At 68.7% G+C, this 23,757-nt stretch carries 21 protein-coding genes; 15 read left to right on the forward strand and 6 right to left on the reverse strand.

Annotated elements, in window-relative coordinates; genetic code table 11:
* The first annotated feature begins 1 nt into the window (after nt 1).
* Together ACWDUN_RS22200 and ACWDUN_RS22205 are read left to right on the forward strand one after the other, a co-directional pair.
* On the forward strand, nt 2-1,726 hold the full coding sequence (locus ACWDUN_RS22200) for an N-acyl-D-amino-acid deacylase family protein (RefSeq protein WP_449932161.1): 1,725 nt from the start codon (nt 2-4) through the stop codon (nt 1,724-1,726).
* Nucleotides 1,723-2,295: a carboxymuconolactone decarboxylase family protein gene (locus ACWDUN_RS22205; protein WP_449932162.1), complete on the forward strand. Its 573-nt coding sequence runs from the start codon at nt 1,723-1,725 to the stop codon at nt 2,293-2,295. Before ACWDUN_RS22200 ends, ACWDUN_RS22205 begins: the two co-directional genes overlap by 4 nt.
* Here ACWDUN_RS22205 and ACWDUN_RS22210 read toward each other — a convergent pair.
* The gene (locus ACWDUN_RS22210; RefSeq protein ID WP_449932163.1) at nt 2,264-3,073 is read right to left on the reverse strand and encodes an SDR family NAD(P)-dependent oxidoreductase; all 810 of its coding nucleotides are present in this window, start codon (nt 3,071-3,073) and stop codon (nt 2,264-2,266) included. The two genes, ACWDUN_RS22205 and ACWDUN_RS22210, sit on opposite strands and share 32 nt — an antisense overlap.
* 31 nt (nt 3,074-3,104) lie before the next feature.
* Between ACWDUN_RS22210 and ACWDUN_RS22215 the strand changes: the two genes are divergently transcribed.
* Complete coding sequence (locus ACWDUN_RS22215) at nt 3,105-3,452, forward strand: pyridoxamine 5'-phosphate oxidase family protein (RefSeq protein WP_449932164.1); 348 nt, start codon at nt 3,105-3,107, stop codon at nt 3,450-3,452.
* Nucleotides 3,453-3,514: 62 nt separating this feature from the next.
* Nucleotides 3,515-4,324, forward strand: coding sequence for an endonuclease domain-containing protein (locus tag ACWDUN_RS22220; protein WP_449932165.1), 810 nt, complete (start codon nt 3,515-3,517; stop codon nt 4,322-4,324).
* Between the two features lie 113 nt (nt 4,325-4,437).
* On the opposite strand, the gene groL is transcribed toward ACWDUN_RS22220, so the two are convergent.
* Together groL and ACWDUN_RS22230 are read right to left on the reverse strand one after the other, a co-directional pair.
* A complete protein-coding gene (gene groL / locus ACWDUN_RS22225) occupies nt 4,438-6,063 on the reverse strand; it encodes a chaperonin GroEL (RefSeq protein WP_449932166.1) in 1,626 nt (541 codons plus the stop codon).
* Nucleotides 6,064-6,228: 165 nt separating this feature from the next.
* Nucleotides 6,229-6,765 (reverse strand): TetR/AcrR family transcriptional regulator, encoded by a 537-nt coding sequence (locus ACWDUN_RS22230; RefSeq protein ID WP_449932167.1) that lies wholly within the window; start codon nt 6,763-6,765, stop codon nt 6,229-6,231.
* Between the two features lie 79 nt (nt 6,766-6,844).
* On the opposite strand from ACWDUN_RS22230, the gene ACWDUN_RS22235 reads away from it, so the two are divergent.
* The 3 genes from ACWDUN_RS22235 (at nt 6,845) to ACWDUN_RS22245 (ending at nt 10,062) form a co-directional block, all read left to right on the forward strand.
* Nucleotides 6,845-7,741 (forward strand): SDR family NAD(P)-dependent oxidoreductase, encoded by an 897-nt coding sequence (locus ACWDUN_RS22235; RefSeq protein WP_449932168.1) that lies wholly within the window; start codon nt 6,845-6,847, stop codon nt 7,739-7,741.
* 10 nt (nt 7,742-7,751) lie between these two features.
* On the forward strand, nt 7,752-8,246 hold the full coding sequence (locus tag ACWDUN_RS22240; RefSeq protein WP_449932169.1) for a cupin domain-containing protein: 495 nt from the start codon (nt 7,752-7,754) through the stop codon (nt 8,244-8,246).
* Nucleotides 8,247-8,322: 76 nt separating this feature from the next.
* The gene (locus tag ACWDUN_RS22245) at nt 8,323-10,062 is read left to right on the forward strand and encodes a DEAD/DEAH box helicase (RefSeq protein WP_449932170.1); all 1,740 of its coding nucleotides are present in this window, start codon (nt 8,323-8,325) and stop codon (nt 10,060-10,062) included.
* On the opposite strand, the gene ACWDUN_RS22250 is transcribed toward ACWDUN_RS22245, so the two are convergent.
* The 3 genes from ACWDUN_RS22250 to ACWDUN_RS22260 are packed head-to-tail and all read right to left on the reverse strand — an operon-like array spanning nt 10,059 to nt 12,730.
* Entirely contained in the window at nt 10,059-10,874 is an 816-nt protein-coding gene (locus tag ACWDUN_RS22250) for an HAD-IIA family hydrolase (protein WP_449932171.1), read from the reverse strand. The genes ACWDUN_RS22245 and ACWDUN_RS22250 overlap by 4 nt on opposite strands.
* A gap of 9 nt (nt 10,875-10,883) precedes the next feature.
* Nucleotides 10,884-12,239 carry a PH domain-containing protein gene (locus ACWDUN_RS22255; RefSeq protein WP_449932172.1) on the reverse strand — a complete coding sequence of 452 codons (1,356 nt, stop codon included), beginning with the start codon at nt 12,237-12,239 and terminating at the stop codon, nt 10,884-10,886.
* Nucleotides 12,236-12,730, reverse strand: a complete 495-nt coding sequence (locus tag ACWDUN_RS22260) for a PH domain-containing protein (protein ID WP_449932173.1) — start codon at nt 12,728-12,730, stop codon at nt 12,236-12,238. The genes ACWDUN_RS22255 and ACWDUN_RS22260 overlap by 4 nt, the downstream gene beginning before the upstream one ends.
* A gap of 38 nt (nt 12,731-12,768) precedes the next feature.
* On the opposite strand from ACWDUN_RS22260, the gene ACWDUN_RS22265 reads away from it, so the two are divergent.
* The 8 genes from ACWDUN_RS22265 (at nt 12,769) to ACWDUN_RS22300 (ending at nt 23,743) form a co-directional block, all read left to right on the forward strand.
* Entirely contained in the window at nt 12,769-13,689 is a 921-nt protein-coding gene (locus ACWDUN_RS22265; protein ID WP_449932174.1) for an SDR family NAD(P)-dependent oxidoreductase, read from the forward strand.
* Nucleotides 13,689-14,891 (forward strand): molybdopterin molybdotransferase MoeA, encoded by a 1,203-nt coding sequence (moeA, locus tag ACWDUN_RS22270; protein ID WP_449932175.1) that lies wholly within the window; start codon nt 13,689-13,691, stop codon nt 14,889-14,891. The genes ACWDUN_RS22265 and moeA overlap by 1 nt, the downstream gene beginning before the upstream one ends.
* 26 nt (nt 14,892-14,917) lie before the next feature.
* The gene (locus ACWDUN_RS22275; protein WP_449932176.1) at nt 14,918-15,628 is read left to right on the forward strand and encodes a phosphatidylserine decarboxylase; all 711 of its coding nucleotides are present in this window, start codon (nt 14,918-14,920) and stop codon (nt 15,626-15,628) included.
* Nucleotides 15,625-16,485, forward strand: a complete 861-nt coding sequence (gene pssA, locus ACWDUN_RS22280; RefSeq protein ID WP_449932177.1) for a CDP-diacylglycerol--serine O-phosphatidyltransferase — start codon at nt 15,625-15,627, stop codon at nt 16,483-16,485. The genes ACWDUN_RS22275 and pssA overlap by 4 nt, the downstream gene beginning before the upstream one ends.
* Nucleotides 16,482-18,680 (forward strand): AAA family ATPase, encoded by a 2,199-nt coding sequence (locus tag ACWDUN_RS22285; RefSeq protein ID WP_449932178.1) that lies wholly within the window; start codon nt 16,482-16,484, stop codon nt 18,678-18,680. The genes pssA and ACWDUN_RS22285 overlap by 4 nt, the downstream gene beginning before the upstream one ends.
* 145 nt (nt 18,681-18,825) lie before the next feature.
* A complete protein-coding gene (locus ACWDUN_RS22290; RefSeq protein ID WP_449932179.1) occupies nt 18,826-21,693 on the forward strand; it encodes a Na+/H+ antiporter subunit A in 2,868 nt (955 codons plus the stop codon).
* Nucleotides 21,690-22,154: a Na(+)/H(+) antiporter subunit C gene (locus ACWDUN_RS22295; RefSeq protein WP_449932180.1), complete on the forward strand. Its 465-nt coding sequence runs from the start codon at nt 21,690-21,692 to the stop codon at nt 22,152-22,154. Before ACWDUN_RS22290 ends, ACWDUN_RS22295 begins: the two co-directional genes overlap by 4 nt.
* A complete protein-coding gene (locus tag ACWDUN_RS22300; protein ID WP_449932181.1) occupies nt 22,154-23,743 on the forward strand; it encodes a Na+/H+ antiporter subunit D in 1,590 nt (529 codons plus the stop codon). Before ACWDUN_RS22295 ends, ACWDUN_RS22300 begins: the two co-directional genes overlap by 1 nt.
* Nucleotides 23,744-23,757 lie beyond the last annotated feature (14 nt).

Here is a 23,757-nt window from a genome sequence, read left to right on the forward strand (position 1 = left end):
TATGACATATGAGCTCGTCATCCGTGGTGGAACGATCGTGGACGGCCTCGGCGGGGAACCGTTCGTGGGTGATGTGGCGGTGTCCGGCGGGGTGATCCGCGAGATCGGGGATATCGCGGGGACCGCCGAGCGCGAGATCGACGCCACCGGGCTGCTGGTCACACCGGGCTTCGTCGACCTGCACACCCACTACGACGGACAGGCGATCTGGAGCGACCGGATGACACCGTCCTCGGCGCACGGTGTCACCACCGCCGTGATGGGCAACTGCGGTGTCGGCTTCGCGCCGTGTCGCCCCGAGGATCACGAGACGCTGGTCGACGTGATGGCCGGTGTCGAAGACATCCCCGGAGTGGTCATGGTCGACGGCTTGCCGTGGACCTGGGAGACCTTCCCCGAATTCCTCGACGCCGTCGCCGCACGACAGCGCGATATCGATGTCGCCGCGTTCCTGCCGCACTCCCCGCTGCGGGTGTACGTGATGGGTCAGCGCGGGGTGGACCGCGAACCGGCCACCGACGAGGACCTGGCCCTGATGCGCAAGTTGGCCGCCGAGGCGGTCGAGGTGGGCGCCCTGGGCTTCGCCTCGTCGCGGCTGACCATCCACAAGACCGAAAGCGGGCAACCCATCCCGAGTTTCGATGCCGCACAGGCCGAGATCGAGGCGATCGCGCGGGGTGTCGATGATGCCGGCGGCGGGCTGATCCAGTTCGTGCCCGACCTGTTCGCCACCGACTACGAGCAGGCCCTGCAGACCGTGTTCGACGTCGCCACCGACGTCGGCCTGCCCGTCACCTTCACCCTGGCCATCGGCAATGCCGGGCCGCCACTGCACATGGACGCCCTGCAGATGGTGGAGAAGGCCAACGCCGGCGGCGGCCAGATCAGCGCGCAGATCTTCCCGCGCCCGATCGGACTGGTGCTCGGACTGCAACTGTCGGGCAATCCGTTCGTGCTGTACCCCAGTTACCGCGAGATCGCCGATCTACCACTGGCCGAGCGGGTTGCCGAGATGCGCAGACCCGAAGTGCGTCGGCGCATCCTGTCCGACACCCCGTCCTCCGACGGGCATCCGCTGATGTTCGCGGTGCAGGCCTGGGACTGGATCTTCCCGCTCGGCGACCCGCCGAACTACGAACCGTCTCCGGCCGACAGCATCGCCGCGCGCGCTGCCGCCCGCGGGGTCAGCCCACTGGAGGAGGCCTACGACCGGGTGCTCGACGATGACGGCCACGCCATGCTGCTGGTGACGCTGGCCAATTTCCGTGATGCCTCGTTGGACACGGTCGCCGAACTGCTCCGCCGCGATGACGTCGTTCTCGGCCTCGGCGACGGCGGAGCACACTACGGAATGATCTGCGACGCAAGCTTTCCCACCTACATGCTGACGCACTGGGTACGCGACCGCGCGTCGGGCACACTACCGGTGCAACAGGCGGTACGCGAGCTGACCTCAGTTCCCGCCGGTATCGCCGGGCTACACGACCGGGGGCGGATCGCGTTGGGGTACAAGGCCGATCTCAATGTCATCGACACCGATGCGCTGCGGCTGCACCGGCCGGTGGTGGTCAACGACCTGCCCGCCGGCGGACGTCGGCTGAATCAGAGCGCGGACGGTTATGTCGCCACCGTCGTCTCCGGGGTGGTCATCGCCGAGAACGGCGCGCCCACCGATGCCAGGCCCGGGCAACTGGTGCGCGGACGCCGATCGGCGCCGACCGCATGAGCCGGGTCCAGCCGCTCGCCCCGCCGTGGAGCGAGCACGATGCCGCGGGTATCGGCGCCTGGGGCCATCCCGACCGGACATATGAACCGCTGCTGCTGGTGCGGATCTTGCAGCGCCACCCCGCGATGGCAGCCAAGCTGCGCGCGCTCGGCGAATCCCTCTACATCGACACCACGTTGCCACCGCGCGTGCGCACTATCGCGATCCTGCGGATCTGCGCGCTGGTCGGCTGCGCCTATGAATGGGGTGGGCAGGCCGCGTTCTGGGGACCGATCGCCGGGGTGTCCGACGCCGAATGCGACGGGCTGGTCACCGGTGCCGATCCGGGTTGGTCCGATGCCGAGCGTGTCCTCATCGCTGCCGTCGACGAGCTCGAACGGTCCGGTTCGTGGTGCACCGCAACGTGGGATGCGTTGGGGCGCAGCCTGTCCGACGAGCAGCGCATGGAGCTGTTGATCGCCGTCGGCTGGTATCGGACCATCTGCACCCTGTGCAACGGTCTCGACCTGCCCGTCGAGGGCTGGATGCGACCCTGGCCTATCGCTTCAGTGCCGGGTGCTGGCTCCTGAGCAGCGGCAGCAACACCCGCCGCGGCAGCGCCTCGAAGATCTTGGCGCTGATCTGGTTCGGCAGCCCTGGGATCACGCTGCCCCGATTCTCGGCGAGCGCGTCGACACCGGCCTTGGCCACTTCCCGCGAGCGGACCCACATGAACTTCGGGAAGGCGTCGGCGAACGTGCGCTCGTCCATCCCGGCGACCTGGAGGAACTCGGTGCGTACCGGGCCGGGGTGCAGCGCGGCCACGGTCACGCCGGTGCCGGCCAGCTCTGCGCGCAGCCCCTCGGTGTAGGACCGGACGAACGCCTTGGTGGCGGCGTAGCCCGCCTGGCCGGGAAACGGTTGGAATCCCGCCGTGGACCCGACGTTGAGGATGGCCCCTCGCCTGCGCGGCACCATCTGCTGCACGGCGCGGGTACACAGATCGATCAGCGCCTCGACATTGACACGGACCTGGGCGATCTCGGCCTCCGGGGTGGAGTCCACGACCGCTCCGATGGTGCCCAGGCCGGCGTTGTTGACCAGGATGTCGACGGTCAAACCGCGCCGCTCGATCTCGGCGAACAGCTCTGCGCGCGCGTCGGCATCTGCGATATCGGCCGCGATGACCTCGACGCGGACCCGGTCGCCGAGTTCGGCAGCCAGTTCCCGCAGCCGGTCCTCGCGGCGCGCCACCAGCGTCACGCCGTGTCCGCGCGCCGCGAGCTCGCGGGCCAGGTCGGCGCCGATGCCCGCGGAGGCTCCGGTGACGACGGCGGTCGAGGTGGGCGAGGGTGTGGGAAGCGACATGCCTTCCGAACCTACGCCGTACCCTCACCCCATGAGCGTGAAGGTCGACCTGGACAAGCTTTCGGACACGCTGGCCGATTTCCCCTTCGGTTATCTGATCACGGTCGGCGACGACTTTCGGGCGCACACCGTGGCGGTCGTGCCGGTCTTCCAGAACGGGGTGTTCACCATCGGTCCGCTCGGCAACACCACCGCCCGCAATGCCGCCGCGCATGCGGCCGTCACGGTGCTGTGGCCGCCGCGGGAACCGACCGGATACTCGTTGATCGTCGACGGCACCGCCGAGGTGACCGACGACGGTCTGCGGCTGACACCGAGTCGCGCGGTGCTGCACCGCAGCCCCGACGGGGTGCACGACTGCGTGTCGCTCAAGGGCTGAGTTATCCACAGATCGGCCACCGGGACTGTCGCCGAGCACGTTTCGTGGGCTGCTATTGAGCGATGTTGGACCACATCCTCGCGGCGAACGGCGGGGTGTTCTCGTCCGCACAACTTCGTGCCGCCGGCGCCGTATCTCGAGGTTTCAGCCGAGTGCGCCACGGCTGGTACGCCAGTCCGTCCGCTGATCCGCAGGTGGTCCGCGCCGTGGCAGCCGGCGGCGTCCTGGCCTGTACTTCGGTACTACGACGCCACCAGGTGTGGGTCCTCGATTCCGCTCTACACATCCGGTATGCGGAGCGAGCCCAGCGCGCACGGCCCGGCGTTCGGTCCTGCCATCCGTACCGATTCAATCCACCGATAGTCGGGGCGGTCGACCCGCTGGATATCGCCATCGCGTCCGCGGCGAACTGCCTGGATGCCGAGGGCCTGGTGATCGTTCTGGACTCGATGCTGAACAAACGGATGATCGAGATGGCCGACGCACGTGACATCGTGTCGGCGTCGCGGTTTGCCCGGTTGCAGCTGGCCGAGCGATGCGATCCCAAGAGTGAGTCCGGTACGGAGTCGATGATCCGGTTACGACTGCTGGCACGGCGGATTCATCTGAGGACCCAGGTGGACATCGCCGGTGTCGGACGTGTCGATTTCCTGGTCGGCGATCGATTGATCATCGAAGCCGACAGCCGGGAACATCATCTGCCCGGATATCAGTCCGACCGGAGGCGGGACCGGGTGGCCATCAGCTTGGGGTATCTGGTGATTCGGCTGACGTATGAGGATGTTGTCTACCGCTGGGACATGGTGGAGGCCGACATTCTGACGGTCATCCGCAGAGGAGCACATCGAGGCTCGGTCATAACGTCGGCGTGAGAGCGTCGATAACCCGGATACGGGCTCATCGACGCTCCCAGCCCGACATCACGAAAGGCCCGGCCCCGCGAACGGGACCGGGCCTTCCTGAAAATCCAGGACTTCCAAAAAACTTAGAAGTCCATACCGCCCATGCCACCGGTCGGGTCGCCCGCAGGTGCGGCGGCCTTCTCCGGCTTGTCGGCGACGACGGCCTCGGTGGTGAGGAACAGCGCCGCGATGGACGCCGCGTTCTGCAGCGCCGAGCGGGTGACCTTGACCGGGTCGGCAACGCCGGCGGCCAGCAGGTCCTCGTAGACGTTGGTCGCGGCGTTCAGGCCGTGACCGGCTTCCAGGTTCGACACCTTCTCGGCGACGACGCCCGGCTCCAGACCACCATTGAAGGCGATCTGCTTCAGCGGAGCCGACAGCGCGACGCGCACGATGTTGGCACCGGTCGCCTCGTCACCCTCGAGCTTCAGCTCGTCCAGGGCCGGAGCCGACTGCAGCAGGGCCACGCCACCACCGGCGACGATGCCCTCCTCGACGGCGGCCTTCGCGTTGCGGACGGCGTCCTCGATGCGGTGCTTGCGCTCCTTGAGCTCCACCTCGGTGGCGGCACCGGCCTTGATGACGGCAACGCCACCGGCCAGCTTGGCCAGGCGCTCCTGCAGCTTCTCGCGGTCGTAATCGGAGTCGCTGTTCTCGATCTCGGCACGGATCTGGGCCACGCGACCGGCGATGGCGTCGGAGTCACCGGCACCCTCGACGATGGTGGTCTCGTCCTTGGTGACGACGACCTTGCGGGCCTGGCCGAGCAGCGCCAGATCGGCGGTCTCCAGCGACAGGCCGACCTCTTCGCTGATGACCTGGCCACCGGTGAGGATGGCGATGTCCTGCAGCATGGCCTTGCGGCGGTCACCGAAGCCCGGCGCCTTGACGGCGACCGACTTGAAGGTGCCACGGATCTTGTTCACGACCAGGGTCGACAGGGCCTCACCCTCGACGTCCTCGGCGATGATCAGCAGCGGCTTGCCGGACTGGATGACCTTCTCCAGCAGCGGCAGCAGGTCCTTGACGGTCGAGACCTTGGAGCTGACCAGCAGGATGTAGGGATCCTCCAGGACGGCTTCCTGACGCTCGGCGTCGGTCACGAAGTAACCCGAGATGTAGCCCTTGTCGAAGCGCATGCCCTCGGTGAGCTCGAGCTGCAGGCCGAAGGTGTTGGACTCCTCGACGGTGATGACACCCTCGTTGCCCACCTTGTCCAGCGCCTCGGCGATCAGGTCGCCGATCGACTGGTCGCCGGCGGAGATGCCCGCGGTGGCAGCGATCTGCTCCTTGGTCTCGACCTCCTTGGCGGTCTGCAGGAGACGGCCGGTGACTGCTTCCACGGCCTTCTCGATACCGCGCTTCAGGCCGAGCGGGTTGGCGCCGGCCGCGACGTTGCGCAGACCTTCGCGAACCAGGGCCTGGGCCAGCACGGTGGCGGTGGTGGTGCCGTCGCCCGCGACGTCATCGGTCTTCTTGGCGACCTCTTTGACCAGCTCGGCGCCGATCTTCTCGTACGGGTCCTCCAGCTCGATCTCCTTGGCGATGGACACACCATCGTTGGTGATCGTGGGGGCGCCCCACTTCTTCTCCAGGACGACGTTGCGGCCCTTGGGGCCCAGCGTCACCTTTACGGCGTCGGCGAGGCTGTTCAGGCCCCGCTCGAGGCCGCGACGGGCCTCTTCGTCATACGCAATTGTCTTGGCCATTGCGAAGTGATTCCTCCGGTTGGGAATTGCACGTCTTGTTGGTCGGGTTCAGTGCCCGCGACGGACGGCGTGGGTGTGCTCCCTGCCTCACCGTCCCGACCTGGCACTCACAGATCGAGAGTGCCAAGGTCATTTTTAGCACTCGACCATGGCGAGTGCAAGGAATCAGGCGCGCAGCCCGTCCTGGATGACGGCCACCACGCGGTCGGGTACGCCGTCGCCGTACAGCTGCGCACTCTTGCACACCAACAGCAGGGCTTTGATCTCGGCGACGCCGACATCCGTGCGCACGGTCCCGGCCCGCTGGCCCGCGCCGAGCAGCTCGCCGATGGTGGCCATCAGGTCGGCCTCCGCGCCGGGCGCGGCGGTCTCCAGGTCGATGCCGTGGCCGGCCAGCGCGTCGACCAGGCCGTGATCGCGGGCCCCGGTGCGCACCATCTCACGCAGGAAGGCAAATAGCGCCCCGCCGTGCCCCTCGGTGGCCAGCAGTGCGCGCGCACCTTCTTGGATGGTCCGCATCCGATGCTCGAAGACCGCCCCCAACAACGCTTCCTTACTCGGGAAGTGCCGGTACACGGTCCCGGCGCCGACGCCCGCGCGCCGGGCGATCTCGTCGATGGGCACCCCGAGTCCGTCGGCCGCGAAGGTCTCGTAGGCGACCTCCAGGACGCGGGCACGGTTGCGAGCTGCGTCCGCACGCATCCGACACCTCCGGGAACCAAATAAGCGGGGCGCGCGTTCCGTATATCACCGGAACCAACCCCGACGACAGGAGTTTCCCATGGCCCGCTGGACCACCGACAACATTCCCGACCAAACCGGACGCACCGCCGTCATCACCGGCGCCAACACCGGCCTCGGATTCGAGACCGCCAGGGCGCTGGCCGCCAAGGGCGCCTCCGTCGTGCTCGCCGTCCGCGACACCGACAAGGGCAAGCGCGCCGCCGCCCAGCTCACCGGGGATGTCACCGTGCACGAACTGGATCTCGGTTCGCTGAACTCGATCCGCGCCGCGGCGACCGAACTCAAGGACGCCCATGACCGCATCGACCTGCTGATCAACAACGCCGGCGTGATGACGCCGCCGAAGAGCACCACCGCCGACGGGTTCGAGCTGCAGTTCGGCACCAACCACCTCGGCCACTTCGCGCTGACCGGCCTGCTGCTGGACAAGCTGCTTGATCTGGGAGACTCGCGCATCGTCACCGTCAGCAGCAACGGCCACAAGATGGGCGGCGCCATCCACTGGGATGACCTGCAGTGGGAACGCTCCTACAGCCGGATGGGCGCCTACAGCCAGTCCAAGCTGGCCAACCTGCTGTTCACCTACGAACTGCAGCGCCGACTCGCCGCCCGCGGCAAGACCGTCGCGCTGGCCGCCCACCCCGGCACCTCCAGCACCGAGTTGGCCCGCAACCTGCCCGAGGTCGCCCAGCGGGCATTCTCGGTCGTCAGCCCGCTGATCAGCCAGAGCGCCGCGGACGGCGCATTGCCGACGCTGCGTGCCGCCACCGACCCGGGCGCCCTCGGCGGGCAGTACTACGGACCCAGCGGTGTCGCCGAGTTCAAGGGCGCGCCGGTCGTCGTCGCCTCCAGCGACCAGTCCTATGACATCGATCTGCAGCGCCGGCTGTGGACGGTGTCCGAAGAGCTCACCGGAGTGACGTTCAGCATCTAGCGTGGACGGGGTGTCACTGGTCGTGCCGCCCTATCCCCCGCCGCGCTACACCGCGGACGAGCCGGAGGTCAGCGCGTGGGTCCGCCGCGCTGACGCTCCGGCCGACCACGAATCCCTCGGGCTGGTCCGTTACCACTACCTGGCCAACCAGCAGCAGACCGGCGGCGACTACGGCCTGTACCGTATCGAGCTGAGCGCCGACGCGGGCGGACCCGGGCCGCATTTCCACCGGGCGATGAGCGAAGCCTTCTATGTGCTCTCCGGTGAGGTGCAGATCTACGACGGCGCGCAGTGGTCGACGGCCGGCCCGAACGATTTCCTGTACGTCCCGCCGGGCGGCATCCACGGCTTCCGCAACACCGCCGACGCCCCCGCCGCGATGTTGATGCTGTTTGCGCCCGGTGCTCCGCGTGAGCACTACTTCGAAGGTCTGTCCCAGCTGGGCGACATGACCGATGACGAGCGCACCCAGTGGTTCATCGACAACGACAATTTCTTCGTCTGACGCGACACCCTCCTGCGGATATGCGAACCCGTAACCCCTTGCCCTAGACTGCCCTTCGACCAGATAGGAGTCTCGGGTGCCGGCTTACACAGCCTCGAATCCCGGCACCGCCGGGGCGCCCAGCACCCAGGATTTGCGGAGCTGGCAGCGTCGGGCATTGGTGAAGTACCTGACGGCCAAGCCGCGGGACTTCCTGGCCGTCGCCACCCCCGGTGCGGGAAAGACCACCTTCGCCTTGCGCATCGCGTCCGAGCTGTTGGCCGACGGCACCGTCGCCCAGGTCGTCGTCGTGGTACCCACCGAGCACCTCAAGACCCAGTGGGCGGCGGCCGCCTCCCGATTCGGGATGTCGCTGGATCCCAAGTTCAGCAACTCGGCCGGGCACACCTCCAGCGATTATCACGGCATCGTGGTCACCTACGCCCAGGTGGCCAGCCACCCGACCCGGCACCGGGTCCGCACCGAGAACCACAAGACGCTGGTCATCTTCGACGAGATCCACCACGGCGGTGACGCCAAGTCCTGGGGTGATGCGATCCGCGAGGCCTATGACGACGCGACGCGCCGCCTCGCACTGACCGGGACGCCGTTCCGTTCCGATGACAGCCCCATCCCGTTCGTCACCTACGAGACCGACGCCGCCGGTTTCCAGCGCTCCAAGGCCGACCACGTGTACGGCTACTCCGACGCGCTGGCCGACAGCGTGGTGCGCCCGGTGGTGTTCATGGCCTACTCCGGTGAGGCCCGGTGGCGCGACAGCGCCGGCGACGAGCACGCGGCCCGTCTCGGTGAGCCGCTGACCGCCGAGCAGACCGCTCGGGCCTGGCGCACGGCACTCAACCCGGAGGGGCAGTGGATGCCCGCCGTGATCGCGGCCGCCCACAAGCGGCTCATGCAGAAGCGCGAACACGTGCCCGACGCGGGCGGCATGATCATCGCCTCCGACCAGACCACCGCCCGCGCCTACGCCAAGCTGCTGACCACCATCACCGGCCTCGAGCCGACGGTGGTGCTGTCCGACGACCCCACGGCCTCGAGCCGCATCTCGCAGTTCTCGGAGTCCGCCACGCCGTGGATGGTCGCGGTGCGCATGGTGTCGGAGGGTGTCGACGTGCCCCGGCTTGCCGTGGGCGTCTACGCCACCAGTGCGTCGACCCCGCTGTTCTTCGCCCAGGCGATCGGGCGCTTCGTGCGCAGTCGCAAGAAGGGCGAGACGGCCAGCATCTTCCTGCCCTCGGTGCCCAACCTGCTGCAGTTGGCCAGCGAGATGGAAGCCCAGCGCAACCACGTCCTGGGCAAGCCGCACCGCGAGTCCGACGGCCTCGATGACGAGCTGATCGAGGACGCCAACAAGACCAAGGACGAAAAGACCGATCAGGACCGGGGTTTCGAGTCGCTGGGCGCCGATGCCGAACTCGACCAGGTGATCTTCGACGGCTCCACCTTCGGCACCGCCGCGGCCGCGGGCAGCGACGAGGAGGCCGACTACCTCGGCATCCCCGGCCTGCTGGATGCCACCCAGATGCGCGACCTGCTGAGCAAACGCCAGGACGAGCAGCTGCAGAGGCGCACCGCGGCGGCCGCCGCCACCGGCGCTCCGCCACCCCCGCGGACCACCCACGGCCAGCTGCAGGAACTGCGGCGCGAACTGAACGCGCTGGTGTCGATCGCGCATCACCGCACCGGTAAGACGCACGGCCAGATCCACAACGAGCTGCGCCAGCTGTGCGGCGGCCCGCCGTTGGCGGCGGCCACCGGCGAGCAGATCAAGGCCCGCATCGACGCGGTGCGCGGGTTGCGCTCAGGTCAGCACTAGAGTTCCAGCAGCTCCGGCAGATCGGCCACCGAGTCGATGACGTGGTTGGGTTGCATCGCGAATTCGTCTGCGGCCCAACGGTCCAGCGTCTGCTGACGGAACTTGCCAGTGCGCACCAGCACGCCGGTCATTCCCACCACCTGGCCGGCGAGCACATCGTTGTTCAGATCATCGCCGACGATGTACATCTCATCGGGCTCCACCCCCAACCGCGCGGCCGAGGCCAGAAAACCCTCGGGTGCGGGCTTGCCGACGGCGGTGGCCTTGCGGCCCGAGCACTCCTCCATCCCGTGCAGGTACATGCCGGTGTCGATCCGCAGTCCCTCGGTCGTCGTCCACGACATGCTGCGGTGCATGGCGACCACCGGGACGCCCTGCGCCATCCAGTCGTAGACCCAGGACAGCGTGACATGGTCGTATTCCGGACCGGCCCCACCGAGCAGCACCACATCCGGGGTATCGGGCATCGGGCCGCCGCGGGCCTGCACCGACGACTGCAGGTCGACACCGGGCATGTCATCGGCGATATCACCGCTGTTGACCAGGAAACAGCGCGCGTCCGGATAGCGGTCGCGGATGAAGTCGGCGGTCAGCACCGCGGCGGTGATCACCTCGTCGGGGGTCACGTCCATCCCGGCGTCACAGAGCAGCGCCGCGATCTGCACCCGGGTGCGGGTGGTGGTGTTCGTCAGATACGAGCGCGCGATCTGGTTGGCGGCCAACGTCTGCAGTGTCTCGCGGGCCCCCGGGATGGGTTCCCATGATGTGACCAGCACACCATCGATATCGAAGAGGACGCCGCCGGTAGCCATGAAGCGAGATTAGGCGTACCACTCACTGTCGGCCACCCACACCGATGCCGTCGCCGCCACCGACCACGCCCAGTCGGCCGGGACATCGATCAGCACATAGCGTTTGGTTCCCGCGGCGGTGGCCGCCACCAGTGTCGCGACGTTCGCCCGGCGCTGGAACCAGGTCTGGCGCACCGTCCAGCCGATGATCCCCGCAGTCTGCACGCAGTCGCGCCGGCGCTCGACACTGCCGGCACGCGTCACCAACCAGTCCGCGTCCACCCGATGCCCCAGTGCGCGTACCCGATCCACCGCCAGCACGACGCACACCCCGGTCAGCAACGCCCACAGCACCCAGACCCAGCCCGGCACCGCGAGGAACGGCAATACGACCGCCGCGACCACCGGCAACGCCATCGCCCGCACCCACCGCCGCCGGGTCGCGGCGGGCCCGTGTGACACCAGCGGACCCGTGACCACATCCGCGCGTCCGGTGAGCTGCGCCAGCACGTCCCGAGCCGTCGCCGCCGGGCAGGGCGGCAACAGCAGCGAGGACTCCCCCGCCCCGGACACACCGGTCATCACGGCATCCAGCCGCGCCCCGCCCACGACACGCACCAGCAGCGGCTCGATCAAGGTGCCGCCGCGCAGTCGGCGCAGATCGTAGGTGTACTCGCGCACCCGGACCAGCCCGTGAGACAGGCCGACCGTGTCGGTGTGCCGGGTCAGCACCAGGTTGCCGTAGGTCAGCAGGGACCGTGCCACCGCCAGCGGCACCGACACCACAAGAAGGGCCACCACCATCCAGGCCTGCAGACGGTCTGCGAATCCGGCCTGATAGACCATGCCGATCAGCGCGCCGACGGCCACCAAGCCGGACAGGCTCAGCGGGCTGTAGCGCAGCCACGACGGCTGCCACCGGGCCAGCGCAAGCCCCGGATCGGGTTGCGCCGATTCGCCCAGCAGCGTGGCGCGCAGCTGGGCGACCTGTTCGGAGCGCACCGCGTCGAGGCGGAACTCGTTCTCGCCCTTGGCCTCCTGGCCGGTGCTGACCCTCAGCACGGTCAACCCCAGCAGCCGGTGCAACAGCCGGGCCTCGGTGTGCACCGAACGAATCCGGTTGCGCGGCACCGAGAGTTCGTTGCGTTGCAGCACCCCGCTGCGCAACGAGACCTCCTCGTCGTCGATGCGGTAGGTGGTGGTGAACCAGCGGGCCAACCCGAACGCCACGATGAGACCGACGCCGAGCAGCGACCACAGCGGGTTCTGGGTGGTGGAGCCCAGCACGACCGCACCGATGAGCAACGGGATCTGATTGAGCACCTCGTGTATCGGGTGGACCACCAGCATGCGCGGGGAAAGCCGTTGCCAGACCACCTCACTCATGTGGCGTCGTGCCCGCCGAGGGCGGCGATATCGGTCAGCTGGGCGACCACCTGATCGGCCACCGCGGCATCCAGCGCCACGATGCGCACCGCACCGGCCGAGGATGCCGTCGTCACCGTGACATTCGCCAGGCCGAACAACCGGTCCAACGGTCCGCGGTAGGTGTCGACGGTCTGCACCCGCGAGATCGGGGCGATACGGCGCTGCTGCACCAGCCACCCGGTGCGGGTGTACACCGCCTGCCTGCCGATCTCCCAGCGGTGCACCCGGTAGCGCCAGATCGGCACCACCACGATCGACACCAGCGCGGCCACCATGGTGGCCACCGCCACCGTCAGGTGCAGCCACGGCATCCTGCCGTCCAGCACGAACCAGGCGATCTGCCCGACACCGACGGCCGACCAGGGAATCGCGGCACCCAGCGCCCACACCAGCGGTGCACTTCTACTGGGTGGATGCGCAGGATCGGCCATCAGTACGCGGGCACCCATGTCTCGAGCATGGCCTCCGGCCGCCGTATGTTCTAGTCATGAGCCAGAAATGGACCGAAGCGAACGTTCCCGACCAGTCCGGCCGCACCGCGATCGTGACGGGTGCCAACACCGGGCTGGGCTATGAGACGGCCCGTGTACTCGCCGAACGCGGTGCACACGTGGTCATCGCGGTCCGCGACACCGCCAAGGGCGAGGCCGCGGCAGGCAAGATCCGGGCCGCGAGCCCGCAGGCGCAGGTCGAGGTCGTCGCCCTCGACCTCGGCTCGTTGGATTCGGTGCGCACCGCGGCCGACCAACTCAAGTCCGGTCATCCGCGCATCGATCTGCTGATCAACAACGCCGGCGTGATGTACCCGCCCAAGCAGGTCACCGCCGACGGATTCGAGCTGCAGTTCGGCACCAATCACCTCGGCCATTTCGCACTCACCGGGCTGCTGCTGGAAAACGTTCTGGCGGTGCCGAATTCCCGGGTGGTGACGGTGGCCAGCATCGCCCACCGCAACCAGGCCAAGATCCATTTCGACGATCTGCAGTGGGAGCGCAGCTACAACCGGGTCGCCGCCTATGGCCAGTCCAAACTCGCCAACCTGATGTTCACCTACGAGTTGGACCGCAGGCTGACCGGCAAGTCCGCGCTGTCGGTCGCCGCGCACCCCGGGGTGTCGAACACCGAACTGATGCGCCACACCCCGGGAACGGGACTGCCCGGCTACAACACGCTGGCCAACCTGGTGACCAACTCCCCACTGGTCGGTGCCCTGGCAACGCTGCGGGCCGCAACCGACCCGGCCGTCCGCGGCGGGCAGTACTACGGTCCGGCCTTCCCGGTCCGGTCGATGGGGATCGTCGGGCACCCGCATCTGGTCAGCTCGAGCGCCCAGTCCCATGATCAGTCCATCCAGCGCCGGTTGTGGGCGGTGTCGGAGGAACTGACCGGCGTGACGTTCCCGGTCTGATGCGCTCGGTCTCCGAACACCAGCAGGTCATCGCGGGCCTGATCGCGGCGCGTGAACCCGTGGCGGTCGCGCCGGGTGACGCGTTGGGCCTGGTGCTGGCCGCCGATGTGACCGCGGCGTTGTCACTGCCGGGCTTCGACAACTCGGCGATGGACGGTTTCGCGGTGCTGGCCGCCGATATCGCCTCGGCCTCGGCCGAGCACCCGGTGACGCTGCCCGTCGTCGACGACATCCCGGCCGGACGCACCGATATCCAACCCCTGCGTCCCGGCACGGCACAGCGCATCATGACCGGTGCGCCGCTGCCGCCGGGCGCCACGAGCGTCGTCCCCGTCGAGGCCACCGACGCCGATTTCACCCGCACTGCCGAGCAGGTGCAGATCCGCGCGGCGACCCGGGAGGGCCAGCACATCCGCCGTGCCGGTGAGGACGTCGCCGCAGGCACCACCGTGCTGCGCACCGGTCAGCGCCTCACACCGGCGGCGCTCGGACTGGTCGCCGCGCTGGGCCTGCCGGAGGTCAGCGTCCTGCCGCCGGTGCGGGTGCTGGTGATGTCGACCGGGTCGGAACTGGTCGCGCCCGGACAGCCGCTGCTGCCCGGCCAGATCTATGAATCCAATGCGGTGATGCTCGCCGCCGCCGTCCGCGATGCCGGCGCGCAGGTGGTCGCCTCGACCATGGTCGGCGATGATGTCGCCGCGTTCCGTGCGGCGTTGGAGTCGCATGCCGGGCAGGCCGACCTCGTCATCACCACCGGCGGGGTCAGCGCCGGCGCCTACGAGGTGGTCAAAGAGAGCCTCGGCGGCACCGTCGAGTTCACCAAGGTGGCCATGCAGCCCGGTATGCCGCAGGGCGCCGGCCGGGTCGCGGGGGTTCCCATCGTCACGCTGCCCGGCAATCCGGTCAGTTCGCTGGTGTCCTTCGAGGTGTTCCTGCGCGGACCGCTGCGCGCGGCGATGGGACTGATCGCCGACCGTCCCCGGATCACCGCCACCCTGACCGAGGACCTGAACTCCCCCCTCGGCAAACGGCAGTTCCGCCGCGGGGTGTTGGCCGGGACCACCGTCACCAGTTACGGTCCGCCGGCGTCGCACCACCTGCGCTGGCTGGCGTCGGCGAATTGCCTGCTGGACATCCCGCCGGATGTCGACAAGCTGCCCGCCGGATCCCAGCTCGACGTGTGGGACCTGTCAGCGGGCTGACCGCTTACGTAGAATCGGGAGCCAACATGGCCAGACCTGCGCGCTCACCCGATGACCCCAGCTCGGAAGCACAACGCTTCATCGAATTGGTCCGTTCCACCGTTCCGCCGCTGCATCCGGCCGGCCTCCCGTTCATCGCGGGCGGCCTCGGTGTGGCGGCCGCCGGCCGCAACCGCCGCTGGTTGCGCAACACCGGCCTTGGCGTTGCCAGTTTCTGCGCCCTGTTCTTCCGGCACCCGCCGCGCGTCGCCCCGAGCAGGCCCGGCGCGGTGGTGGCGCCCGCAGACGGCCTGGTGACGCTGCTGGACACCGCGGTGCCGCCGGCCGAACTGGGTCTGGGCGACGCCCCGATGTCGCGGATCAGCATCTTCCTGTCCATCTTCGACGCCCATGTGCAGCGCGCGCCGGTGGCCGGTGAGGTGATGGGCGTGGTGCACCGGCCCGGGCGGTTCCTGTCCGCCGACAAGGACACCGCCAGCGAGGACAACGAGCGCAACAGCCTGTGGATCCGCACCCCCGACGGTGTCGACATCGTGGCCGTGCAGATCGCCGGCCTGATCGCCCGGCGCATCGTGTGCACCGCGCGCACCGGCGACAAGCTGGAACTGGGTGAGACGTACGGACTGATCCGGTTCGGCTCCCGGCTGGACACCTATTTCCCGCAGGGTTCGCGGATCCTGGTCGAGGCCGGCCAGCGCGCCATCGGCGGCGAGACGATACTGGCCGAGCTGCCGTGATCAAGGCGCGGATCAAGACGCCGGCGGTGAGCCTGCGCATCCTGCCCAGCGCCTTGACCGTCGCCGCGGTCTGTCTGGGGCTGTCGGCGGTCAAGTTCGCGCTCGACGGCCGGCCCACCGAGGCGATGGCGCTGCTGGCGGCGGCGGCGATCCTCGACGCATTGGACGGGCGCGCGGCACGCATGCTCAATGCCACGTCCAAGATGGGCGAAGAGATCGATTCGCTGGCCGACGCGGTGAACTTCGGCGTCGCCCCGGCCTTCATCGTGTATGCCACGCTGCTGGAGCACTCCCGCATCGGCTGGATCGTGGTGCTGCTGTACGCGGTGTGCATCGTGCTGCGGCTGGCCCGGTTCAACGCCATGCTCGACGTCGATCTGCCCGCCTACGAGAAGGAATACTTCATGGGCATGCCGGCCCCGGCCGGCGCCATCGGGGCAATCGGTCCGATCGCCTTGATGATGGAGTTCGGGCACGGTTGGTGGACCTCCGAGTGGGCGGTGTCGCTGTGGATGATCGGTGTCTCGCTGCTGACGGTGAGCTCCATACCGATGCGCAAGGTGCACACGTTCAAGGTGCCGCCGAATATGGTCGCGCCACTGCTGGCGCTGCTGGCCATCCTGGTCGCGGCCGCCATTCTCGAGGGTTACCTGGTGATCCTGGCGATCATCGTGGCCTATGTCATCCACATCCCGTTCGCCGTGCGCAGCAAGCGCTGGGTCGCCGCGCACCCGGAGTCCTGGAACGACAAACCCCGGCAGCAGCGGGCCACCCGGCGCGCCATCCGCCGCACTCAGCAGCCGCACCGGCGCTCGGTCTCGCGTCTGGGTCTGCGTAAGCCGCCGGGCCGCAAATGACCGAACTCGAGAGCTACGACGAGAACCCGCTGACCCATCTGCGATTGACCGCCCGGCTGAACACCTCGGCCCTGGACAGCCGCCGTGGGGTGGTGCGACTGCATCCGGAGGCCATTGCCGCGCTCGGCATCCGGGAATGGGATGCGGTATCGCTGCTGGGCGCCCGGACCACCGCCGCGGTGGTCGGTATCGCACCCGCGGGCACACCGGCCGGCACCGCCTTGCTCGACGATGTCACGCTGTCCAACGCCGGGCTGCGCGAGAGCGCGACCGTGGTGGTCGCGCCGGTGATCGTGCAGGGGGCCCGTGCCGTCACGCTCACCGGATCACGGTTGGCCACCCAGTCGGTGTCACCGGCCACGCTGCGGATGGCCCTGCTGGGCAAGGTGATGACCGTCGGCGACACGGTGTCGCTGCTCCCCCGGGATCTGGGGCCGGGCACCTCCACCTCGGCGGCGAGCACCGCCCTGACCACGTCGGTGGGCATCACCTGGACCTCGGAACTGCTGACCGTCACGGGCGTCGATCCCGCCGGACCGGTGAGCGTGCAACCGAATTCGAGCGTCAACTGGGGTGACGGCATCGTCGACGGGGTCATGGAGGGCACCGCCGGAGCCCCCGCACGGGCCGAGCGGCCCAGCACGCCCGCGGTGGCGCTGGACGATCTGAAGGGCGCCCACAAGCAGGCGGACAAACTGGCCGAGTGGCTCAAGCTGGCGCTCGATCAACCCGAACTGCTGGAAAGCCTGGGCGCGACAGCGCATCTCGGCGTGCTGGTGTCCGGGCCCGCGGGCGTCGGAAAGGCCACCCTGGTGCGGGCGGTGTGCGCCGAGCGCAACCTCGTCGAATTGGACGGCCCCGAGATCGGGGCCCTGCAGGCCGAGGACCGGCTGGCCTGTGTCAGCTCGGCGACGGCCGAGGTGCGAGCCGGCGGCGTCCTGCTGATCACCGATATCGATGCGCTGCTGCCGTCGGTCGCCGAACCGGTCGCCACGCTGATCATCGCCGAGCTGCGTAACGCGGTGGCCACCAAGGGTGTCGCCTTCATCGCGACATCGGCGGTCCCGGACAACGTCGACACCCGGCTGCGGGCACCGGATCTGTGCGACCGCGAACTCGGGCTGAGCCTGCCCGACGGTGCCACCCGCAAGGCGCTGCTGGAAGTGCTGCTGCGCGGCGTTCCCGCCGTCGATCTCGACCTGGAGAAGGTCGCCGAGCGCACCCCGGGGTTCGTGGTCGCCGACCTGGCGGCCCTGGTGCGCGAGGCCGCGTTGCGTGCCGCCGCCCGGGCCAGTGCCGACGGGCAACCTCCGGCGCTGACCCAGGACGATTTCACCGGGGCCCTGTCGGTCATCCGGCCGCTGTCGCGGTCGGCCACCGAGGAGGTCGCGGTCGGCTCGGTCACCCTCGACGACGTCGGCGACATGGTGGCCACCAAGCAGGCGCTGACCGAGGCCGTGCTGTGGCCGCTGCAGCATCCGGACACCTTCGCCCGCCTCGGTGTGCAGCCACCGCGCGGGGTGCTGCTGTACGGCCCGCCGGGCTGCGGCAAGACCTTCGTGGTGCGTGCCCTGGCCAGTTCGGGCCGGCTGAGTGTGCACGCCGTCAAGGGCGCCGAACTGATGGACAAGTGGGTCGGCTCCTCGGAGAAGGCGGTGCGCGAATTGTTCCGCCGGGCACGCGATTCCGCGCCGTCGCTGGTCTTCCTCGACGAGATCGACGCGCTGGCACCGCGCCGCGGGCAAAGTCATGACTCCGGGGTGACCGATCGGGTGGTCGCCGCGCTGCTGACCGAACTGGACGGTATCGAGCCGTTGCGCGACGTCGTGGTGCTCGGCGCCACCAACCGTCCTGACCTGATCGACCCGGCACTGCTGCGGCCGGGCCGGCTGGAACGGCTGGTGTTCGTCGAGCCACCCGACGCCGAGGCGCGCCGCGACATCCTGCGGACCGCGGGCAAGTCGATACCGCTGTCGCCCGAGGTCGATCTGGACGCCCTGGCCGATGAGTTGGACGGGTACAGCGCCGCGGATTGCGTCGCGCTGCTGCGGGAGTCGGCGTTGACGGCGATGCGACGCTCCATCGATGCCGCCGATGTCACCGCGGCCGATGTCGCCGCGGCGCGTGAGAACGTGCGGCCGTCGCTGGACCCGGCGCAGGTGGCGTCCCTGCGGGATTTCGCCGCGAACCGGTAATCACCGGTGGCTTCGGATTCGCCGGTTCGATGAAGCCAAAACCGCCCACGTAGACTGGGTTCGTACCACCGGTCATACCCACCGTCGCGCTCCCAGTGAGTGCTCATCGGTCTTTGACACCCCGACCCAACCCGATCGGAGTGCCATGCTCGTCGTCCTGCTCGCCCATGCCATCGCGACCGCGGTGGCGCCGCTGCTCGTCGCCCGCTGGGGCCGCCTCGCCTTCTATCCGCTGGCGCTGGTTCCGTTGGGATCGCTGGCCTGGGTGGGACTGAACTGGCCGAGCGCCGATCGCACCCCAACGGTGCACATCCCGTATGTCCCGGAACTGTCGATGGACATCACGCTGCGATTCGATTCGCTGGCCGCGATCATGAGCGTGCTGGTGCTGGCCATCGGTGCGCTGGTGCTGTTCTACTGCGGCGAGTACTTTCACCATCACGAGGGCCGGATAGAGAAACGGCTACCGAGCTTCGCCGCCGAACTCGTGGCGTTCTCGGGCGCGATGTTCGGCCTGGTGGTCAGCGACAACATGCTGTTGCTCTACGTCTTCTGGGAGACGACGACAGTGCTGTCGTTCCTGCTGGTCGGGCACTATGCCGAGCGCGCCACCAGCCGCCGCGCCGCCACCCAGGCACTGCTGGTGACGACCTTCGGTGGGCTGGCCATGCTGGTCGGCATCATCGTGCTCGGCGAGATGTCGGGCACCTATCTGTTGTCGGAGCTCATCGCTGCGCCGCCGACGGGAGCGGCCGCCAGCGTCGGTATCGCGCTGATCCTCATCGGCGCGCTGTCCAAGTCCGCCATCGTGCCTCTGCACTTCTGGCTGCCCGGCGCGATGGCGGCGCCGACACCGGTCAGCGCCTATCTGCACGCCGCGGCCATGGTGAAGGCCGGCGTCTATCTGGTGGCCCGGTTGACACCTGGCTTCGCCGACACCGCGTTCTGGCGGCCGATGGTGGTCGGGCTCGGGCTGTTGACCATGCTGCTGGCCGGCTGGCGCGCGGTCCGCGAATACGACCTCAAACTCATCCTGGCGTTCGGCACCGTGAGCCAACTGGGCTTGATCACCATCATGGTCGGCACCGGTGGTCCCGACATGATGCTGGCCGGGTTGGCCATGTTGTGCGCGCACGCGATGTTCAAGGCCGCCCTGTTCATGGTGGTCGGCATCATCGACCACGCCACCGGCACCCGCGACATCCGCAAACTCGCCGGGCTGGGCCGGGCACACCGGCCGCTGCTGGTCATCGCGATCGGCGCGACGGCCAGCATGGCCGCGCTGCCACCGTTCTTCGGGTTCATCGCCAAGGAAGCCGATCTGGAGACGGTCCTGCACAGTGAGGTGCTCGGTCCCTACGCCCCGGCGGTCCTGGCCGGCATCGTCATCGGTTCGGTGTTCACCACCATCTACAGCCTGCGTTTCCTGTGGGGTGCGTTCGCCGACAAGGGCACCACCGAACCCAGCGTCCGGGTCGCCGAGCTGCACCGCCCGCCGATCAACTTCATGCTGCCACCGGCGATCCTGGCGGCCGCCGGTCTGCTGTTCGGATTGTGGCCGTCCGGACTGGACGCGGTGCTCGACGATTACGCCGCGACCATCCCCGGTGGCTCGAACTACTACCTGGCGTTGTGGCACGGTCTGGGATTGCCGCTGCTGCTGTCGGTGCTGATCCTGGCGGCCGGCACGGCGGTGTTCTTCGGCCGCGCCCGGTTGCCGCGCGCCAAGACCCGCTACACCCCGTTGGGCAATGCCGACCGGATCTACGACGAGGTCATGCGCGGCCTGGACGTCCTGGCGGTGCGGTTGACCGCGCAGACCCAGCGCGGCTCGCTGCCGACCACCCAGTCGGTGATCCTGTGCACGCTGGTGCTGCTTCCGGTGGCCGCGTTGGTGTTCGGCGCGCGCAACCGGCCCGAACTCGCGCTGTGGGATTCGCCGCTGCAGGTCGTCGTCGGCCTGGTGATCCTGGCCGCCGCACTCGGGTCGACGGTGATGCGCAACCGGTTGGCCGCCGTGCTGTTGGTCGGGGTGACCGGGTACGGCTGCGGTGTCATCTTCGCCTTCCACGGCGCTCCCGATCTGGCGCTGACCCAATTCCTGGTCGAGACACTGCTTCTGGTGATCTTCGTGCTGGTGCTGCGGACACTGCCCGCCGAGGCCGACCGCTCCAACGTCAACCGCAGCCGGCTGCCGCGGGCGGCGCTGTCGCTGGCGGTCGGGACGGCCGTCACCGCCCTGGCGGTGTTCGCGATGGCCGCGCGCGACACCCGACCCATTGCCGAACTGCTCCCGGATGCCGCGTATCTGCGCGGGCACGGGGCCAACACCGTCAACGTGCTGTTGGTCGACATCCGCGCCTGGGACACCATGGGTGAGATCTCGGTGCTGGTCGTCGCCGCGACCGGTGTCGCGTCGATGGTGTTCCGTAACCGGCGATTCGGGTCGGCCCCGCGGGTGTCGCAGGCCAAACCGAGCACCGTCGGCCAGCCCGATATCGGGTTGATCGGGGCCTACAGCCCCGCAGTCGGCGACGTGACCTGGTTGCGCGGCAGCGAACTGCGCGATCCGCGACACCGCTCGCTGGTGCTCGAGGTGGCCACCCGGATCATCTTCCCGCTCATCATGGTGCTCTCGGCGTATCTGTTCTTCGCCGGGCACAACACCCCCGGCGGCGGTTTTGCCGGCGGCCTGACCGCCGGCCTGGCGCTGGTGCTGCGATATCTGGCCGGCGGCCGGTACGAACTCGGCGAGACGCTGCCCCTGGACGCCGGCAAGGTGCTCGGCACCGGACTGGCACTGTCGGCCGGGACCGCGGTCACCTCGCTGTTCCTCGGCGCCCCGGTGCTGTCCTCGGCGGTCCTGCATCTGGAGGTGCCCATCCTGGGCGATATCAAGCTCGTCACCGCCCTGTTCTTCGACCTCGGTGTGTATCTGATCGTGGTCGGCCTGGTGCTCGACATCCTGCGCAGCCTGGGTGCCCGCGTCGATGTGGAGATGGCCCGATCATGATCACCTACCTCGTTCCCCTGGTCCTGATCGGCGGACTGACCAGCGCAGGTGTGTATCTGCTGCTGGAACGCACCCTGACCCGAATGCTGTTGGGACTGTTGCTCATCGGCAACGCCGTCAATCTGTTGCTGCTGAACGTCGGCGGCCCGTCCGGTAAGCCGCCGATCTACGGCCGGGGCAGCAGTGATGCCACGTCCACGGCAGATCCGTTGGCCCAAGGCATGATCCTGACCGCCATCGTCATCGCCATGGGCGTCGCGGCGTTCGTGCTGGCCCTGGCCTACCGGTCCTATCAGCTGACCACCGTCGAGGAAGTCAGCAACGATCCCGAGGACACCAGGGTGGCCGAACGCGCCGACGAGGATGTCGTCGACCGCGACATCCCCGATATCGTGCCGTCGCGCGACACCGACGCGCCCGACGAACTCGACGCGCTTCCCGGTGCGGAGGGGTCGCGCTGATGGCCGTCGCACAGATCCTCACGCCGTTACCGGTGCTGATTCCGACCATCGCCGCCGCCGTGACCATGGTCGCCGGCCGCAGTCCCCGCATCCAGCAACTGATCTCGCTGACCGCGCTGTCCGCGGTCGTCGCGGTGTGTGCGGTGCTGCTGTATCTGGTGGACCGCGACGGCACGGTGGCCGTCCAGGTCGGCGGCTGGGGCCAGAGCGAACCCGGCATGGGCCCGCTCGGTATCACCCTGGTGGCCGACCGGCTTTCGGTGCTGATGCTGGTGGTGTCGTCGATCGTGCTGCTGGCGGTGGTCTTCTACGCCATCGGGCAGGGCATCAGCGACGGTGACGAACGCCAACCGGTCTCGATCTTCCAGCCGACGTATCTGATCCTGTCCGCGGGCGTCTGCACCGCCTTCCTGGCCGGTGATCTGTTCAACCTCTTCGTCGGGTTCGAGGTCCTGCTGGCCGCCAGCTTCGTGCTGCTCACCATCGGCGGCAGCGCCGAGCGTGTGCGGGCGGGAATCGCCTACGTCATGGTGTCCATGGTCTCGTCGCTGATCTTTTTGATCGGTATCGCGCTGGTGTACGCGGCCACCGGCACCCTCAACATGGCCGAGGTCGCGGTGCGGCTCTCCGATGTTCCCGACGGCACCCGCACCGCGCTGTTCGCGGTGCTGTTGGTGGCCTTCGGCATCAAGGCGGCGGTGTTCCCGCTGTCGGCCTGGCTGCCCGACTCCTACCCGACCGCGCCCGCACCGGTGACCGCGGTGTTCGCCGGCCTGCTCACCAAGGTCGGTGTATACGCCATCATCCGGGCGCACTCCCTGATGTTCCCGGGCGGCAAGCTGGACAACGTGCTGATGATCGCCGCGCTGCTGACGATGGTGATCGGCATCCTGGGCGCGATCGCGCAGAACGACATCAAGCGGCTGCTGTCCTTCACCCTGGTCAGCCATATCGGCTACATGGTGTTCGGCATCGCGCTGGGCAACCACCTGGGCATGTCCGGTGCCGTCTACTACGTGGCGCACCACATCGTCGTGCAGACGACCCTGTTCCTGGTGGTGGGTCTGATCGAGCGGCAGGCCGGCGCCTCGACGCTGCAGCGTCTGGGCGGACTGGCCGCGGCCAGTCCGCTGCTGGCGTTCATCTTCGTGGTCCCGGCGCTCAATCTCGGTGGTATCCCGCCGTTCTCCGGTTTCATCGGCAAGGTCGCGCTGCTGGAAGCCGGTGCCCAGTCGGGGACCTCGCTGGCCTGGGTGCTGGTGGGCGGCGGCGTGGTGACCAGCCTGCTGACGCTGTACGCGGTGACCCGGGTGTGGACCAAGGCGTTCTGGCGGGCCCGCGCCGACGCCCCCGACGGTGCGCTGTCCAACACCGTTCCGGCGGCCCTGATCGACGATGACGACGACATCGCGTTCGCCGACCGCAACGATGTCGGGCGGATGCCGATAGGGATGCTGCTACCCACCGGCGCCCTGATCGCGGTGGGCCTGGCGCTCACGGTGTTCGCCGGCCCCATCTACGCCTACAGCGAGCGGGCCGCCGAGCAGATACTCGACCGCGGCCAATACATCTCGGCGGTGTTGCGATGAGCGCCCGCGCGAAG

The sequence above is a fragment of the Mycobacterium sp. NPDC003323 genome, from assembly GCF_053589535.1.

Coding starts and splice junctions, on each gene's coding strand:
- ACWDUN_RS22200 (WP_449932161.1), top strand. CDS start 2: ATGACATATGAGCTCGTCATCCGTGGTGGAACGATCGTGGACGGCCTC.
- ACWDUN_RS22205 (WP_449932162.1), top strand. CDS start 1,723: ATGAGCCGGGTCCAGCCGCTCGCCCCGCCGTGGAGCGAGCACGATGCC.
- ACWDUN_RS22210 (WP_449932163.1), bottom strand. CDS start 3,073: ATGTCGCTTCCCACACCCTCGCCCACCTCGACCGCCGTCGTCACCGGA.
- ACWDUN_RS22215 (WP_449932164.1), top strand. CDS start 3,105: ATGAGCGTGAAGGTCGACCTGGACAAGCTTTCGGACACGCTGGCCGAT.
- ACWDUN_RS22220 (WP_449932165.1), top strand. CDS start 3,515: ATGTTGGACCACATCCTCGCGGCGAACGGCGGGGTGTTCTCGTCCGCA.
- groL (WP_449932166.1), bottom strand. CDS start 6,063: ATGGCCAAGACAATTGCGTATGACGAAGAGGCCCGTCGCGGCCTCGAG.
- ACWDUN_RS22230 (WP_449932167.1), bottom strand. CDS start 6,765: ATGCGTGCGGACGCAGCTCGCAACCGTGCCCGCGTCCTGGAGGTCGCC.
- ACWDUN_RS22235 (WP_449932168.1), top strand. CDS start 6,845: ATGGCCCGCTGGACCACCGACAACATTCCCGACCAAACCGGACGCACC.
- ACWDUN_RS22250 (WP_449932171.1), bottom strand. CDS start 10,874: ATGGCTACCGGCGGCGTCCTCTTCGATATCGATGGTGTGCTGGTCACA.
- ACWDUN_RS22255 (WP_449932172.1), bottom strand. CDS start 12,239: ATGAGTGAGGTGGTCTGGCAACGGCTTTCCCCGCGCATGCTGGTGGTC.
- ACWDUN_RS22260 (WP_449932173.1), bottom strand. CDS start 12,730: ATGGGTGCCCGCGTACTGATGGCCGATCCTGCGCATCCACCCAGTAGA.
- ACWDUN_RS22265 (WP_449932174.1), top strand. CDS start 12,769: ATGAGCCAGAAATGGACCGAAGCGAACGTTCCCGACCAGTCCGGCCGC.
- moeA (WP_449932175.1), top strand. CDS start 13,689: ATGCGCTCGGTCTCCGAACACCAGCAGGTCATCGCGGGCCTGATCGCG.
- ACWDUN_RS22275 (WP_449932176.1), top strand. CDS start 14,918: ATGGCCAGACCTGCGCGCTCACCCGATGACCCCAGCTCGGAAGCACAA.
- ACWDUN_RS22285 (WP_449932178.1), top strand. CDS start 16,482: ATGACCGAACTCGAGAGCTACGACGAGAACCCGCTGACCCATCTGCGA.
- ACWDUN_RS22290 (WP_449932179.1), top strand. CDS start 18,826: ATGCTCGTCGTCCTGCTCGCCCATGCCATCGCGACCGCGGTGGCGCCG.
- ACWDUN_RS22295 (WP_449932180.1), top strand. CDS start 21,690: ATGATCACCTACCTCGTTCCCCTGGTCCTGATCGGCGGACTGACCAGC.
- ACWDUN_RS22300 (WP_449932181.1), top strand. CDS start 22,154: ATGGCCGTCGCACAGATCCTCACGCCGTTACCGGTGCTGATTCCGACC.